Source organism: Bacillus sp. X1(2014) (assembly GCF_007678255.1).
In genome coordinates, this window is the sequence record NZ_VEED01000014.1 from 79521 (window position 1) to 95055 (window position 15535).

Consider the following 15535-nt stretch of genomic DNA (forward strand, 5'->3'; position numbering starts at 1 on the left):
ACTGCTCCTCCTTTATTTGAGGAACAGTTTATTCTAACTCAAATGTGATTTAATTACTTCTTTTCTTTACGCTGTCCAAAAGAAGTAGGCATCGTTGGTGGTTTTTGTCCACCTTGTTGGAAACCGCCCATGCCTTGAGGAAAACCGCCCATTTGCGGATAGCCTCCCATTTGTGGGTGTCCCCCCATTTGCGGGTAGCCTCCCATTTGCGGATAGCCTCCCATTTGTGGATGTCCCCCCATTTGCGGGTAGCCTCCCATTTGTGGATGTCCCCCCATTTGCGGGTAGCCTCCCATTTGTGGGTGTCCCCCCATTTGCGGGTAGCCTCCCATTTGTGGATGTCCCCCCATTTGCGGGTAGCCTCCCATTTGTGGATGTCCCCCCATTTGCGGATAGCCTCCCATTTGTGGGTAGCCCATTTGCTGGTAAACAGGTTGTCCCGGAAATCCGCCAAAAAATTGTCTTTTTTCCAATTTTATCGCCTCCTAAACCGTCTCCATGCTAGTGTATGTCCACTATTAGGATAAGCATAGATTCTTACCTATTTATAAGAAAAAAATTCAATGTAAAAGGCTATCACACTTAGTTGATAGCCTCCAAATAATATTATCTCTTATTCCGTCACTTCTATTGACCCGCTTTTTTATCTTTTGTAATTTCACCACAGGCAATCCGTTTTCCAGAGTCTCCCGAAGGCGGTGTCATGCCATCATCTTTCCCTTCATCAATGACGATTGTGGTACCCTCTTTTGTAAAAAGTGATGTCTTTCCATCTTTCAAGGTGACATTGGGTGCCATTAAATCTGCTTTAACACTCCCATCATCCCCAACAATTAAATTAGGCAGGTCCCCTGCATGAGCACCTTTTGGATGAAGAAGTCCATGCTCCTTTTTATCAGGATTAAAATGGTTTCCTGCTGATTTAAAATCTGGAGCTTTACACTTTCCTTTATCATGGATATGAATCGCATGCTCCCCGGCTGGCAGGCCTTTTAAATCTACTGATAATTTTACGCCGCTGGATTGCTCAGCTACCTTTACTTTGCCGAGGGAATCTCCGACCGAATTATACATCTCCACTTCAACCTTTTTGATATTCTCTTCTGTACATCCTGTTAGAAGGAGAAGTGGAATGATCATCCAACTTTTCTTCATATGTATACCCCCACACTAGACAATTTGCCCTTAGTATGAACAATCCCGCTCTCCTTTATCCAATGAAAAAGGAACAGTATTGGGTTAACTGTTCCTTGGAGAGTGCTCTTGATTTTTCAATTGTTCTTCTAATTCTTTTGCCTTTTTTGCCTCGCGTTTAGAGACCAAAATGATGACGCGCATTGTTAGAAAGGCTCCAATTAGGAAAATCATAAAGGTGATCGCAGCAGGTATATATTCCGATTTATCTTCCGGAAAGTATAAAAACAATGAAAGTACCGATGGATGAAACATTTTTCTTCTCCCTTTCTCTAAAGGAACTGCTCTAATAATTCATTATAGCAACAAAAAACATTTCATACCACTTTCTCAATTTACCTATAACTGTTATTCTTCTATCACCTTTATTTTCTTAATGATTACATCCTTTTCAGGTTTATCTTGGGCGCCAACAGGTGTGTTAGCAATTTTATCCACGATATCCATGCCCTCAACCACTTGTCCAAAAACAGTATGACGATGATCAAGCCACGGTGTACCACCGTTTTTATCATATGCTTCAATAATTTCTTTTGGATATCCTGCTTTTTCCATTTGTTCTTTCATGGCTGGATCCAGTGACGAGCTTTGTACAATAAAAAACTGACTTCCGTTTGTATTACTGCCAGAATTAGCCATTGATAAGGCACCGCGGAGATTATAAAGGTTTTTGGAAAATTCATCTTCAAAAGGCTGGCCATAAATGCTTTCCCCGCCAGTACCATTACCATTCGGGTCACCGCCCTGGATCATGAAATCTTTAATGACCCGATGAAAAATTAGTCCATCATAGTAGCCTTCTTTACCATGTTCAATAAAGTTTTCAACTGCTTTTGGGGCATACTTAGGAAACAATTTGATTTTTATGTTTCCCATTGACGTTTCCATTTCAACGACCTTTTCATTATCTAGAACCTCTGTTGAAAGCTGAGGATAGACAGCATTTGACACGGTTTGGTCCCCTTCCTTTTGTTCCGCTTTTGGCGTGGTCTTTTTGGTTGTTGCATCTTCTTTCTCCGTGCTTGTCCCACATGCTGCCAAAACTAGAACAATTGTAAATAATGTTAGTAAGAATTGCAGATTCTTTCTCATATATCATTCCTCCAATTTTTTCACTTTAACCGAAATAAAATAATTTCACACATTGTTTTTAATTTACTATGTTTCATATTAAAATAAAAGAGGAAAAGCGAAAGGGGTGTTTTTTTGTGTCAGAATTACAAATTGGTAGTATTGTAACTGCCATTTATAAAACAGGGAAATATATCGGTGAAATAACGGAGGTACGCCCGCAGCATTATTTAGTACGAGTTCTAGCTGTACTTAAACATCCCATGCAAGGAGATTTACATAGCCCTAAAGATGCAGATGTACTAATTTTTCATGAAAGAAAAGCACTCAGCTATCGTGAGCAAGCGAATATTCCCCTCAAAATGGTTAAGCCCTTTGAGAATGAGGTTCCCGATTATAAGGAGTCATTAAAAGAGGCGTTAGCCAAAATAAAACAGGACTTAGCAGAAACACCTTCAGAATGGGCTGAAATGAGTCTGAGAGCCTTGGAATCGCTTGAAAAAGATTATAAAATATAAATGCTAAAGGCCAAATCAGTTTGAATGATTTGGCCTTTTATGCGAATTCATTTAATAACTTTGAGAAATCAATCCGATCCCCAATTGTCGTTGGTTCAGGTTTTTCTAAATAACGTTTATCCTTTTCAACGAGTTTGAATATATTAAAGGTAGTCAACGCATCATCAAGTGCACGATGATGTTTGCCTGTCCCTTCTTTCCCGTATTCCTGAACTGCCTTCCAAAGTCCCGTTTGATTTTGATCACCAAAGAATCGTTTATATTCCATGGAAAGATCCAGCTCCGAAGCCTTAAGCGGAAAAGCAACCCCAGCCTTTAAACAATTATGACGAAGCACCTTCATATCCATATTTCCCCAAGTAACAATGGTTGTTTCATAATTATGCTTATTGAATTCCTCCAATTTTTTAACAAGTTCAAATATAGATAAACCCTTGTCTACCTGCTGCTGAGAGATATGTAAAAAGGATTTACAGCGTTCAGTTAGTTTTGGGAATTTAAGTGGAGTAACAAAGGATGAAAACTGTTCTGTTACTTGATCATCTACGACTGCAACAATTCCAACTTCGATAATTTCCGCATAAAAATCCTTCATGCGTACATTCCGTTCAGGCATTGTAAACTCAAAATCGATAAATAAATGTTGCCGCCTTGCCCTCATCAATTTCACCACCTTTACGTTTACTCTTACTACATTATATAAAGAAACATGTACAAAAAATTGTGCTTTTTTTCTATTTTTTCTTATATTATAACACGAAATTAAATTTAATTTTTTAAATTTTAAATCAATAATCAGATAAAAAGAATATGATTATTTTTTTAGCTTAATGACAGCCATCGTACATCTTGATATGCATATCATGCGGTCTTGCTCGTCAGTAATTTTTATATCCCAGACTTGAGTTGATTTTCCTTGATATAGTACAGTTGCAATTGCTGTAACCTCACCCTCAGTTTTTGGCCGAACATGATTGGCATTAATCTCTAGACCCGCGACAGCCTCCGTTTCTTTATCTACCAATTCATAGGCTCCAACGCTGGCCACTGTTTCAGCCAAAGCAACAGATGCACCGCCGTGCAGTAATCCAAATGGCTGGCGAGTCCGCTCATCCACAGGCATGGTCGCCATAACCCTTCCTTTTTCGACTAAGGTAATCTCAATTCCTAGAGAATGTAGCAATGTATTTTCAATCATCTAAGTTCCTCCTATATGTAAACAGTTGTTATCTATATAAACTATTCGCCTTTTTAACTAATTTTCCTTTAATTCATCATTTTCCGCATAAAAAAACAGCCCAAGAGCTGTTTTTTCAATTTAGTAATAATAAGGAGCACCGAAGCCGGGATAAAAAGCCCCAGGGTAGCCTATGGGCGGTGGGGGCGGGGGATAAAAGCCAGGATATCCGTAACCACCATAAAATGGCCGGCTAATTAATGCGCCTCCTAATAAGCCTCCTAAAAATCCTCCAAGTAATGGCAACCCGAAACCAATAAATCGTTGATCTTGAACTTGATGAGGGTTCCGATAATAAGGGTACATGTAGCAAAACCTCCTTCCTAATACTCGCCTACACTATTTCATATGCGAAATGAAGGGGTTTGGAGTGGGCAAAAAAGCCTCCGAATGTCTCGTGAGGCTTTTTCAAAGCATTATTTCTCTATGGGTTCAAAGCGTTCAACAAATAAGGCAAGGGTACGGGCCATAATGCCGGTTGCACCTGCTGGACCTAGATCATAGGCTTTCGCGGTGGTGGCTGTCCCAGCAATATCCAGGTGCACCCATGGTGTCCCTTCGGCAAATTCACCGATAAAAGCCCCAGCAACCAACGCATGACCTTCACTGCCAGGGGAATTATTTAAATCGGCAACTTTACTGTTTCTTACCCGTTCAATCTCTGTTTCAAACAATGGCAGCTGCCACATTTGCTCACCGGCTTCATTCGAAGCTTCTAATACCTGTTTATATAATGGTTCATGGTTGGTCATTGCCCCAGTTGTATGGAGACCAAGTGCGGTAATTACTCCACCTGTTAAAGTTGCGACGTCGACAAGATAGTCTGCACCGTGTTGCTTAGCATAGGTTACCGCATCCGCTAGAACAAGCCGTCCTTCAGCATCAGTATTTAATACCTCGATGGTCTTACCACACATCGATGTAATCACGTCATCAGGCTTAAAGGCATGGCCGCTAATCATATTATCCGTAGAAGGAATAACCGCGACCACATTTTGCTCCGGCTGAATTTCACCGATGATTTCCATAGCACCAAGAACCGCAGCTGCTCCGCCCATGTCAGTTTTCATCCCAACGATCCCTGATTTCGTTTTAATGGAGTAACCGCCCGTATCAAAGGTTATGCCTTTTCCAACTAAACCTATAACATCATTCCATTCATCTTTCCCTTGATATTTAAGGACAATCATTTTAGGAGGCTCTGTTGATCCCTGATTCACGGCAAGGAAAGCTCCCATTCCAAGCTTCTCTATTTCAGCTTTATCCAAGATTTCCACCTCGAAAGCATATTTACTTCCAAGTTCTTGTGCATAATTAGCTATATCTGTTGCAGTTAACATATTGCCCGGGATGTTAACGAGCGTTCGTGCCGAATTAGTTCCTTTACCAAACGCATGTCCTACCTTTAACGAAGCTAATACTTCTTCTCCATCAAGGCTGTCACAATAAATCGTTAGATGATCCAGCTTTTTCTCTGGCTCGTTCGATTTTTGCTTGTACCCTTCAAATTGATAAGTTGAGAGGGCAAAGGCTTCGCTCAGCGCATGGGCAGCATCCAAACCATCCACTTGTTCAGTCGTAAAGGAATCTAAATAAGTGGCTGCTTCTTCAAGTTTATTTGCCTTCACTTCCTTAAAGAGCCTTCCAAACGCAGATTTTAGTTTATCAAAGGTAAACTCTTTTTCCTTCCCAAGGCCGACAAACCAAATACGTTTTGAGCCGATTTTACCTAAACTATGTACTTTATTGATATTTTTTAACTTAGCTGAAATGTCACCTGATTTTACAAGCTCTTTTAATTGACCATTGAATGCCTCATCGAGCAATGCTAATATTCCTGTGAATTTTTCAGGTTTATCAAAGAGTCCAATGATTAAACCTTCATGCTCTGTTGATAGTTCAAGTTCTTTTTTAACATCAAACAAGTTACTTCACCTCCAGATTATTCGTGTTTAATTATAGCGAATATCGGTGTTTATTTCGAGCAACTAATTATTTTTTAAAAATAAAAAACAGGCCCAGCAGCCTGCTTTTATCTCTTCTCAGAACTTATATACTGCCCGCGGAAGACTTGCATCGATTTATCTTCATTTAATGACTTAAGTGTTTGCTCTGTTAGTTTTCCATTACCTTTTTGTACCACATAAATATCGAGTTTCTTTTTACCCCACTTATTATAAACATCTTCAACTGTTTCATAATAAAGGTCTAGTTCATTCCCTTTGATAGCCCCGCCCTTATCAGCAACCACACCATACCCATATCCAGGGATAAAGAGAATCGTTCCAATAGGGAATACGTTTAGGTCTGCGGCAATCGTAGAAAACAAATCACGTTTTACTTTTACACCGGAGTAAGTTATCCCATATTCAGGGTGGCCTTCACTTTTCCCTGTAGATTCTACTCCTGCTGTATAACCAGTGGCAGTAACCGTTTGTTTAGGATATTTCGACCAATCGATTTCGTTCTCCAAGGACCTTTGGGTTCCTGAAACATGTTCAGTCGATGCAAGAACAGACCCAAACTGGTTTAAAAACAATTGTGCATTTACTCCAGAGATTGATTGGAAGGTCGCAAAGACAGCCATTAAGAAGAGACAAACCATGGCTAAACGCCTACTCCAATGTTTCATTTTATTCATCAAAATTTTCACTCCTCCCAAAATATTCATTCCCAAGTTGCAGGAAAATATTCAAAATAGGAAAAGGGAAATTTTTCATGTATTTATTGCAAATCATAAAAAAAGGCTTTTACCAAGAGGGAATTGTCTTTCTTTCCCCTTGGTAAAAGCCTTAAAACATTTGGTATCCATTTTTGCGTAATAGTTTAATCGTGAAACCAGCAGCAACTGCACCAGCTAGTCCACTAATTAAAATAAGAATATCAGCAGTGGCTAACGAAGTAAACCTGTGGCCCAACTCACTAAATGCCATTTTACTATTTGTGAAATACTCACTAAAACTCACTTTATCTACAATAAAAATGGCTACAATAGGATAAACTACAGCCATAACCCACGACATGCGCAGCAACATATTAAGAATAAATCCAATTCCAAAAAATAAAACAAAGAAAAGTAAAATCGATATGATTAAGACAACAATGCTCATTTGCATCCGAGATTCCCCCTTATACATCAACATTTAGTGTACTGAATGTCGAAAAAGGAGTCAATATAAACGAATATTTTTCTTTTATATACAAGAAAAAAGCCCCTCGAATAATTCGAAGAAGCATCTCAATTTATACGATAAACTTTATTCTTTTTTCTTGCCAGTTCCTTCGCAGCAGCTGCAGGTTTCTGATCCCCCTAGAACTAGTTGAAAATAGCCTTTCCCGGAACAATAATCACACGTTTTTGAATCTACGATCTTTACTGTCATTCTTAGTCAACTCCTTAATAATTAACTTAATTTTCTGATAATATATCAAGAATTTCCTAAAAAAGAAAGGACGGAAATCTGGCAAATTCAATCGAGAAAGCGGATACATGTCAAGTTTTCTTACAAATACTAGTTGTCACTTAAATTTTCTAAAAATTACAAAAATAACTTATAAGCTGTATATCCAAACTGGTCCCCTGGGTTTAAATCATCAATACCTTGCTTCGAGAAGGTAATATCATTTCTAATTAAATATTGGAGTATGATGGATGCATCTTTTTCATGGAGCAGTTCTTCTGGTGCCATAAATCTCGCTTCAAAAAGTTCGTTATCCTGATGACTCACCACCTGTTCATTCACCGGTTCAAGTAGAAAATGGAGCAAATTATCGCTAATTTCTCCTTTAATCACACCAGTTCTTAGGCCAATGAGTCCCTTCACCTGACATTGGATGCCGGTTTCTTCCAATACTTCTCTAATAACAGCCTCATCCGCTGTTTCTCCCATTTCAACAAAGCCTGCGGGCAGTGACCATTTGCCCTTTAAGCCGCCATATCGTTTCTTTACGACGAGCCATTTCCCCTCATATGACCTGACAACACCTGCAACAGCTAACCAAACCTTGCCCCGTTTTTCATGATTACTCACTCAGACTCCCCCTCACAAAGTATTACTTAATTTAATCATAACAAAAAAAGGACAGATATTTCTCTGCCCTTTTATCTATAATAATTTTAAAAAACATTAAATTTTCCTTTTTTCAATACAAGTCCAGCGCCGCCAATCATATAAAGAGAACGGTTATCGACTACTTTTTTCATGAAGGATGCTTTTGCACCGGTAATTTTTTTACCAAATACAACTCCGATCGCATCATCTTCGCCTAGGGAGCAAACGGTCCCTTTATTATCGAACGTGAAAGTTTCTAGCTCCGATTTATTACGAACTAAAGCCGCGATATTACGGGCACAAACTTCCCCTTGCTGCATGGCAATCTGTGCAGTCGGTGGATATGGGCGGTTGATTTCTTCATTAATCATCAATGAACTATCACCGATCATGAAAGTATCATCGAAACCAGGAACGCGAAGATCCGGCTGAACTTTGACCCGGCCTCTCATTGCTTCAAAGCCTGATTTTTCAACAATAGCATTCCCGCGAATTCCTGCGGCCCACACGACAGTACCCGCCTTGATTTCACGTGGTTCCTCTTCACCTTTAGCGACAAAGATGCCTTCTTCCGTACATTCTTTAATCGCTGTTCCGATTAAGAATTCAACACCTTTTCGTTCTAATTGTGCCACTGCATAATTCACTAGTTCAGGATCAAAACCTGGGAGTACTGTTGGGGCAGCTTCGACACAAATAATTTTTACTTTATGTGAATCCACATCATACTCATGACATAATTCAGGAATTCTATTTGTTAATTCCCCAAGGAATTCAATTCCCGTAAAGCCAGCACCACCGACAACAATAGTCAAACGATTGTCGTTTTTCTCTTCTTCCATATTGTATGTCGCAAATTGGTATTCAATATGTTCACGCAATTGACGAGAGGAGTTTACATTTGAGATTCCAAAAGCAAATTCTTTTAATCCTTTGATCCCAAATGTTTCTGGTTCACCACCAAGGGCAATAACGAGGTAGTCATAGTCGACTTCCCCTTTTTCCAAAATAACCTTCTTGTCATCTTTATTAATTTCTACGACAGTATCTTGAACAAAATCCACTTTACTGCGGTCAATTACATCACGGATATCATAACGTACACGGTCATGATGCAATGTGCCTGCAGAAGCCTCATGCAGCCATGTGGTTTCATAATGATAGTCATTTTTATTTACTAAAACAATGTCAGCTTCATTCACGCCGATTAACTTCTGTAAGCGAACTGTTGTCATTAGTCCACCGTAACCAGCACCGAGAATAACAATTTTAGGCTTTCTCAAAGTGATCACTTCCACCCTTTATTTTTTAGATAATCCCTTTTTTCTTAGTTTCCACTGCTATGACCATTTTTATTTTGTATAATAAAAAAATGTATGTGATATAATTCACGAATAAGGCCAAAAAAAACAAGTTTCCTGGTATCCATATAGATCAAGCAAGGAAATTACTAAGAATGCTATATATTACTACTTGACATAAAAATTTGCTTTTTATGTCACAAAAAATTAACAATCTATCCTCAATACATCTTATGCTACTTTTACACGATTATCAAGCGATTTTCATAAATTTTTCTTTAAGTTTTAGAGATTATTGAATTGGATTTGACTAATAAATAATATTTTGAAAATTGCCTTAGTTTTGAATATTCCACCCCTTAAAGATGTGAGAATTTTTTGTTTTATGATATTATGAATGAAGGAGTCTGTTACTACAGGTTGGGGGGATGCGGAGTGGAAGAGAAGCAAGAGGTTTATGATATTACAATCATTGGCGGAGGTCCTACCGGTTTGTTTACTGCTTTTTACGGGGGTATGAGACAAGCCTCAGTGAAGATTATTGAGAGCTTACCACAACTGGGCGGCCAATTGTCAGCGCTTTACCCGGAAAAGTATATTTATGATGTTGCTGGTTTTCCAAAAATCCGTGCACAAGAACTAATAAATAATCTTAAAGAACAAATGAGCAAATTCCAACCTGCGGTTGCACTAGAGCAATCGGTTGAAAAGCTGGAGAAACAAGAAGATGGAACGTTTAAATTAACAACAAACAAAGAAGTTCATTATTCTAAAACCATTATTATTACAGCAGGCAATGGTGCCTTCCAACCACGCCGTTTAGAACTCGAAAGTGCTGCTCAATATGAGCGTAAAAATCTATATTACTTCATTGAGGATTTAAATCAGTTTGCAGGTCAAAAAGTAGTTGTTTTTGGCGGCGGCGATTCTGCAGTTGACTGGGCCTTGATGTTAGAGCCAATTGCTGAGCAAGTTTCGATTGTCCACCGCAGAGATAAGTTCCGTGCTCACGAGCATAGTGTAGAAAACTTATATAATTCCAAAGTAAATGTAAAGACACCTTATGTTCCTGTAGAATTAGTTGGTGATGAAAGTGGAATTAAACAGGTTGTTCTTGAAACTGTTAATGGTAAAGAGAAAGTTAAAGTAGATGTCGACGCTGTCATTTGTAACTATGGATTCGTTTCTTCCCTTGGACCAATTAAGGAATGGGGCTTAGCCATCGAAAAGAATTCGATTGTAGTCAATTCTAAAATGGAAACGAGCATCCCTGGAATCTATGCAGCTGGAGACATTTGTACCTATGAAGGAAAAGTGAAATTAATTGCCTGTGGCTTTGGTGAAGCACCAACAGCAGTTAATAACGCTAAGGCCTTCATTGATCCGAAGGCAAAAATTCAGCCATTACACAGTTCTTCAATGTTCAATAAATAAGAAAAAGCGTCCCTTTGTATGGACGCTTTTTCTTATTTATATTAGCATTCTTCCGGTGTACCAGTAGCAGTAGCTGTTCTAAACGATGACCCACATCCACATGATGCAATCGCATTCGGATTGTCAATGGTAAAGCCGCCGCCCATCATTGATTCCTTATAATCAATCTTGGTTCCTTGTAAAATGGCTGCACTCTCTTTATCGACTAAGATTTGAATTCCAAATTGTTCAAGTTTCAAATCATCTTCATTTACTGTATGTTCAAAGCCCATCCCGTAAGATAAACCGCTGCATCCACCGCCTTTTACGCTGACACGTAACAATGCGCCTTCTTCTTCGTTATGCTTCATCATTTCTTTAATATGCAGCGACGCCGCTTCTGTTAAAATAACTACATCATTACTCATTGTAATACCCTCCCTAAATGAGGCTTTTAATTTATTATATACACGTATTGTTAACTACTCAAATAATACGATTCCTTCGTACTATCCTATGAAATATATATAAATAAGGGAGCGGCAGCGCTCCCTATTTTAAAACATTGGATTATCTTCCAAGTATTGATAAATGTTATCGACCAATTCGTCAGGTGTTTTTCCTGTGACTACTTCTCCATTTACAAGAGCGTATAACGTAGTCGCACATTTACCGCAATATCCAAGACATCCATATTCAATAATATCCAAATTAGGATCTTTTTCTAATTTCTCAAGTGCCTTTTGTGCACCATTCGCAAGATTGCTTATACAAAATTCGATGATGGGTTGAATCATTGCTTTCACCTCTCCACAACTAATTATCCTACTCCATTTCATCCACTCCGTCAAATACCATGTATACTATATCGATGTCAAGAAAATCATGAAAATTGTTGTTATTTTGACATAATTCCGCTATACTCGAATGTGTTAAAGGAACGGAATTATTTTGCTACTATTTTTTTATGACATTTTAGGCAACTTTAAATATGAAATGGGATATTCAAAGGGGAAATAAAAATGAAAAACCTTGTAATTCTTGGTGGCGGCTACGGCGGGATGAAGATTCTAAATGAAATTCTCCCTAACCATTTACCCGAGGACATGACGATTACACTAGTGGACCGTGTACCTTACCACTGCTTAAAGACGGAGTACTACGCATTAGCAGCAGGAACGATTTCTGACAAAGAAGTAAGAGTTGATTTTCCAGAGCACCCGCGATTAAAAATAGTGTATGGTGAGATAATCGGGATTCAAACAACTGAAAAAAAGATCACTCTAAAGGACGCTGCGCCTATCGACTATGATGACGTAATCATTGGTCTAGGCTGTGAGGACAAGTATCATGATGTTCCTGGAGCCGATCAATTTACCTACAGTATTCAATCAATTGAAAAATCTCGACTTACCTACTCTGTCTTAAATAATTTGGGACCTGGCTCAGTGGTTGGTATCGTAGGCGCTGGTCTTAGCGGCGTGGAACTAGCAAGTGAATTGAGCGAAAGTCGTGAAGACCTAAACATCAAATTATTTGATCGGGGAAAACATATTCTCTCTGCTTTCCCGGAACGATTAAGCAAATATGTAGAAAATTGGTTTGTAAAACACAATGTCGAAATTATTAATAACTCGAATATTACCAAAGTGGAAGAAAATTTATTATACAATCACGATCAGCCGATCCATTGTGATGTCATCGTTTGGACAGCAGGAATCCAAGCCAATAAAATTGTCCGCGCTATGGACGGGGAAAAAGATGGAATGGGAAGACTAGTGATAAGCCCACTTCACCACCTGCCCAATGATGAACATGTCTTTATTCTCGGCGATTGCGCAAGTCTTCCTCATGCACCTAGTGCTCAATTAGCGGAAGGTCAGGCGGAACAAATTGTTGAAGTATTAAAAAGACGTTGGAAAGGCGAAGAGCCTCCAACATCTTTCCCGCAAATTAAATTAAAGGGGATCCTTGGTTCCCTTGGGAAAAAGCACGGATTTGGGATGATGGCAGACCGCGCTATTACAGGACGTGTCGCCCGTTTGCTTAAATCTGGAATTCTGTGGATGTATAAGTTTCATAACGGTTAATATAAAAAGCGCAAGCGCGTTGAACAGGTGCGTGAGTCTAGACGAGCCGGCGTGAAGGTTGTTCTTTAACCTTCAGGACGGATTGGCTGTAGACCTTCGAGCCCCTAGGCGCTGGAGCTGGATTCAAACGAAGAAGCATTCCATTCTGGAATGCTTCTTCGTTTCTAAATAGCCTTATATCCATATTTCTCTAGTTCTGCGAAAATGGTTTTTAAACGCGGGTTCCCTTCGCCAACGATTTTGTCTTTGATGACAACCACTGGATAAAACATATCCTCTTCAATTACTTTTTCTGCAAAAGAAATCTTTTCATTCTCCCCACTTGGCTGATAAATATCCACGTAGGTCATTTTAAACGGTTGGTCCGGAAATTTTCTAGCAATTGCTGCTTCTAGCCATTCAAACGTTTCTTTGGAAGATGGTAAATTGACACAACTCGGGCACAATTGTTCCGCACCATAAACAACAATTTCTACTTCTGCACAATTCATCTAATTATTCCCGCCTTTTTATTTCAGGTTAACTCATTTTTACGATATTAACCACGAAAATGTCTATAAATGTGTGTTTTCCTAATTTCTGATAATGGATTTTTCACGATGATGACATTATAATATAAGTATAGGAAGGGAGTCGATTAATTTGGCAGAACAAGAAATTTTTGAACAAGTTCAAGAAGTATTAGATAAATTACGTCCATTTCTTCTTCGCGACGGCGGAGATTGTGAATTAGTAGATGTTGAAGAAGGCATTGTCAAACTTCGCCTTTTAGGTGCATGCGGAAGCTGCCCTAGTTCAACCATCACACTTAAAGCTGGTATCGAAAGAGCACTTTTAGAAGAAGTACCAGGGATTGTGGAAGTAGAACAGGTATTTTAATAATCAAAAAAAGTGATTGCCATCCATAGGCAATCACTTTTTTAATGAAAACATGTTTTAGTACAGCCATTCCAGTAAAGGCAGGTTTAAACGCTTGATTGGAGCGTCAGTAAGTTGATAAAAACCCGCCAAAAATTGTTCATATTCTCCGGACTGACGTAAAATTCTCATTAACTTTTCTTCCAATACTTTTTTGTCCTGTTCTGATGTAGTAATATAATAACTTTCAATACATTCAAAATAGTGGAGCGGAAAAATTAACCGGGAATACAATAATCGCCAGGAAAATGGCGACAAAGGGGCAACACTTTGATATTCTTCAAAAAAGCGCTTTAATTCTACATCATAGGTCTGGGAATTGTGAAGATATCTTTCCCTAGTCCATTCAGCGATGTCCCGGCTGCGATGGTCAAATACCCAGTCAAACGGATTTTTAATCATATAATTATTGAGCGGCCCCCAAGTCTTTTGTGTGAAACGTTCATGACAAACCGTGCCGCTATCCGTTTCAAGTGGTTCATCATCAATCTCCGTATCCACAAGATATTGAATAGCGTTTTCTGTTAAGCCTAGATAATAGGGGAAGGAATCAATAAACATCCGCTGAAATTCATCCTCAGGTGTTTGAAATAGAAGACCATTCCACACCTTTTCCATCTGCTCAAGTCGTTTTTCCCATAAGGACTTCCATTGTCCGATCCTGCTAGACCTCTCAATTTGAAAGGGAACTCTTCTGCCGCGTTCATGGAATTTTGCTAATTTCCTGCCCAATTTAATTTTTTTTTGTTCTTCTAGTTGCCGATTTGCAAGGACACAATATTTATTTTTTTCCCATTCCGTAATTAAATGCCCTTCTTTAGACGGCAAAATGACGGGAACATTATGATCACCATAATTTCGTAAATGCTCCGCGATTTTCTCAAGTTCGGCAATATCTTCTTCTGCCTTTCCCGCTGGTTTGGAGATTAAATAGAGCCAGCCATTTCCTCTTAACGCGTCAAACCTTTCCAGTTTTACATATTCATCGACCGTAACGCCATATTGATTTTCCAGCATTTTTTGAAGCATTTTTAGTCCACCTCATTTCTTTCCCTTTTCTTACCTCATATATATGTTTTAGCTTAAGAAAACTTGTTCTTGAATAGCTTAGAAAAATGAAGGAGAATATAAGGTTTTAACCATGCTCTTTTTTAGGCATCTTTTGCATAAGTTAGAATAATACAGTATATATATAGTGAAAATCCACAGAAAAGGTGATCAAAGGAATGGCAGACCACAAAAACGTAAATCTAACCGAAATAACTGCACGCAGATGGCTGAATGAAAGGGGCGTCAAAGTACAGGACATCGCTGATTTAGTTTTCTTTTTACAGGAAAAATATCATGAGAACTTGAAAATGGAAGACTGTTTAGCAAACGTGGAACGCGTTCTTTCCAAACGTGAGGTTCAGAATGCAATTTTAACAGGAATACAGCTGGATGTACTTGCCGAAAAAGGAATGCTTGAGGAGCCTCTCCAATCAATTATCGGAACAGATGAAAGTCTTTATGGAGTCGATGAAATTCTAGCCTTTTCGATTGTAAATGTATATGGTTCGATCGGTTTTACCAATTACGGATATATCGATAAATTAAAACCTGGAATATTAGCGCACTTAAATGATAAATCAACAGGCGAGTGCCATACTTTTTTAGATGATATCGTCGGGGCGATTGCAGCTGCCGCATCGAGCCGACTCGCACACCGGGCGGCTAGGGCTGAGAGTGAAAAGAAATGAAC

General features: G+C 38.9%; 22 protein-coding genes. 5 read left to right on the top strand and 17 right to left on the bottom strand.

Annotated elements, in window-relative coordinates; all coding sequences use genetic code 11:
* Positions 1 to 53: 53 nt before the first annotated feature.
* The 4 genes from FS608_RS31670 to FS608_RS21580 form a co-directional block, all read right to left on the bottom strand.
* Positions 54 to 473 carry a hypothetical protein gene (locus FS608_RS31670; RefSeq protein WP_144554642.1) on the bottom strand — a complete coding sequence of 140 codons (420 nt, stop codon included), beginning with the start codon at positions 471 to 473 and terminating at the stop codon, positions 54 to 56.
* Between the two features lie 154 nt (positions 474 to 627).
* The gene (locus FS608_RS21570) at positions 628 to 1155 is read right to left on the bottom strand and encodes a superoxide dismutase family protein (protein WP_144554643.1); all 528 of its coding nucleotides are present in this window, start codon (positions 1153 to 1155) and stop codon (positions 628 to 630) included.
* Positions 1156 to 1239: 84 nt separating this feature from the next.
* Positions 1240 to 1449, bottom strand: a complete 210-nt coding sequence (locus tag FS608_RS21575) for a hypothetical protein (RefSeq protein ID WP_144554644.1) — start codon at positions 1447 to 1449, stop codon at positions 1240 to 1242.
* A 93-nt stretch (positions 1450 to 1542) separates the two neighbouring features.
* Positions 1543 to 2286 carry a peptidylprolyl isomerase gene (locus FS608_RS21580; protein WP_144554645.1) on the bottom strand — a complete coding sequence of 248 codons (744 nt, stop codon included), beginning with the start codon at positions 2284 to 2286 and terminating at the stop codon, positions 1543 to 1545.
* Between the two features lie 116 nt (positions 2287 to 2402).
* Between FS608_RS21580 and kapB the strand changes: the two genes are divergently transcribed.
* A complete protein-coding gene (gene kapB / locus FS608_RS21585) occupies positions 2403 to 2783 on the top strand; it encodes a kinase-associated lipoprotein KapB (protein ID WP_144554646.1) in 381 nt (126 codons plus the stop codon).
* A 37-nt stretch (positions 2784 to 2820) separates the two neighbouring features.
* On the opposite strand, the gene kapD is transcribed toward kapB, so the two are convergent.
* The 9 genes from kapD to FS608_RS21625 all read right to left on the bottom strand — a co-directional run bounded on the left by kapD (position 2821) and on the right by FS608_RS21625 (position 9355).
* Entirely contained in the window at positions 2821 to 3444 is a 624-nt protein-coding gene (gene kapD, locus FS608_RS21590; RefSeq protein ID WP_144554647.1) for a 3'-5' exonuclease KapD, read from the bottom strand.
* Positions 3445 to 3597: 153 nt separating this feature from the next.
* A complete protein-coding gene (locus FS608_RS21595) occupies positions 3598 to 3981 on the bottom strand; it encodes a hotdog fold thioesterase (RefSeq protein WP_144554648.1) in 384 nt (127 codons plus the stop codon).
* A gap of 120 nt (positions 3982 to 4101) precedes the next feature.
* Entirely contained in the window at positions 4102 to 4326 is a 225-nt protein-coding gene (locus FS608_RS21600; protein WP_144554649.1) for a hypothetical protein, read from the bottom strand.
* Positions 4327 to 4436: 110 nt separating this feature from the next.
* The gene (locus tag FS608_RS21605; protein ID WP_144554650.1) at positions 4437 to 5945 is read right to left on the bottom strand and encodes a leucyl aminopeptidase; all 1509 of its coding nucleotides are present in this window, start codon (positions 5943 to 5945) and stop codon (positions 4437 to 4439) included.
* A 107-nt stretch (positions 5946 to 6052) separates the two neighbouring features.
* Complete coding sequence (locus tag FS608_RS21610; RefSeq protein WP_144554651.1) at positions 6053 to 6661, bottom strand: 3D domain-containing protein; 609 nt, start codon at positions 6659 to 6661, stop codon at positions 6053 to 6055.
* Between the two features lie 151 nt (positions 6662 to 6812).
* Positions 6813 to 7136 (bottom strand): YuiB family protein, encoded by a 324-nt coding sequence (locus tag FS608_RS21615; protein ID WP_144554652.1) that lies wholly within the window; start codon positions 7134 to 7136, stop codon positions 6813 to 6815.
* A gap of 141 nt (positions 7137 to 7277) precedes the next feature.
* The gene (locus tag FS608_RS30500; RefSeq protein ID WP_186328847.1) at positions 7278 to 7403 is read right to left on the bottom strand and encodes a YuiA family protein; all 126 of its coding nucleotides are present in this window, start codon (positions 7401 to 7403) and stop codon (positions 7278 to 7280) included.
* A gap of 156 nt (positions 7404 to 7559) precedes the next feature.
* Positions 7560 to 8051 carry an NUDIX domain-containing protein gene (locus FS608_RS21620; protein WP_144554653.1) on the bottom strand — a complete coding sequence of 164 codons (492 nt, stop codon included), beginning with the start codon at positions 8049 to 8051 and terminating at the stop codon, positions 7560 to 7562.
* 86 nt (positions 8052 to 8137) lie between these two features.
* Positions 8138 to 9355, bottom strand: a complete 1218-nt coding sequence (locus FS608_RS21625) for an NAD(P)/FAD-dependent oxidoreductase (RefSeq protein ID WP_144554654.1) — start codon at positions 9353 to 9355, stop codon at positions 8138 to 8140.
* 411 nt (positions 9356 to 9766) lie between these two features.
* Here FS608_RS21625 and FS608_RS21630 point away from each other — a divergent pair, with 411 nt between their 5' ends.
* Complete coding sequence (locus tag FS608_RS21630; protein WP_395947804.1) at positions 9767 to 10807, top strand: NAD(P)/FAD-dependent oxidoreductase; 1041 nt, start codon at positions 9767 to 9769, stop codon at positions 10805 to 10807.
* Positions 10808 to 10848: 41 nt separating this feature from the next.
* On the opposite strand, the gene FS608_RS21635 is transcribed toward FS608_RS21630, so the two are convergent.
* Entirely contained in the window at positions 10849 to 11214 is a 366-nt protein-coding gene (locus FS608_RS21635; RefSeq protein WP_144554656.1) for a HesB/IscA family protein, read from the bottom strand.
* A 129-nt stretch (positions 11215 to 11343) separates the two neighbouring features.
* Positions 11344 to 11583, bottom strand: a complete 240-nt coding sequence (locus tag FS608_RS21640; RefSeq protein WP_026567906.1) for a YuzB family protein — start codon at positions 11581 to 11583, stop codon at positions 11344 to 11346.
* Between the two features lie 225 nt (positions 11584 to 11808).
* Here FS608_RS21640 and FS608_RS21645 point away from each other — a divergent pair, with 225 nt between their 5' ends.
* On the top strand, positions 11809 to 12876 hold the full coding sequence (locus FS608_RS21645; RefSeq protein WP_144554657.1) for an NAD(P)/FAD-dependent oxidoreductase: 1068 nt from the start codon (positions 11809 to 11811) through the stop codon (positions 12874 to 12876).
* Between the two features lie 164 nt (positions 12877 to 13040).
* On the opposite strand, the gene FS608_RS21650 is transcribed toward FS608_RS21645, so the two are convergent.
* Entirely contained in the window at positions 13041 to 13367 is a 327-nt protein-coding gene (locus FS608_RS21650; protein WP_144554658.1) for a YuzD family protein, read from the bottom strand.
* Between the two features lie 124 nt (positions 13368 to 13491).
* Between FS608_RS21650 and FS608_RS21655 the strand changes: the two genes are divergently transcribed.
* Entirely contained in the window at positions 13492 to 13755 is a 264-nt protein-coding gene (locus FS608_RS21655) for a NifU family protein (RefSeq protein ID WP_231507843.1), read from the top strand.
* A gap of 57 nt (positions 13756 to 13812) precedes the next feature.
* Here FS608_RS21655 and yutH read toward each other — a convergent pair whose 3' ends face one another.
* The gene (yutH, locus tag FS608_RS21660) at positions 13813 to 14823 is read right to left on the bottom strand and encodes a spore coat putative kinase YutH (protein WP_144554659.1); all 1011 of its coding nucleotides are present in this window, start codon (positions 14821 to 14823) and stop codon (positions 13813 to 13815) included.
* A 197-nt stretch (positions 14824 to 15020) separates the two neighbouring features.
* Between yutH and FS608_RS21665 the strand changes: the two genes are divergently transcribed.
* Positions 15021 to 15533: a phosphatidylglycerophosphatase A family protein gene (locus FS608_RS21665; RefSeq protein WP_144554660.1), complete on the top strand. Its 513-nt coding sequence runs from the start codon at positions 15021 to 15023 to the stop codon at positions 15531 to 15533.
* Positions 15534 to 15535 lie beyond the last annotated feature (2 nt).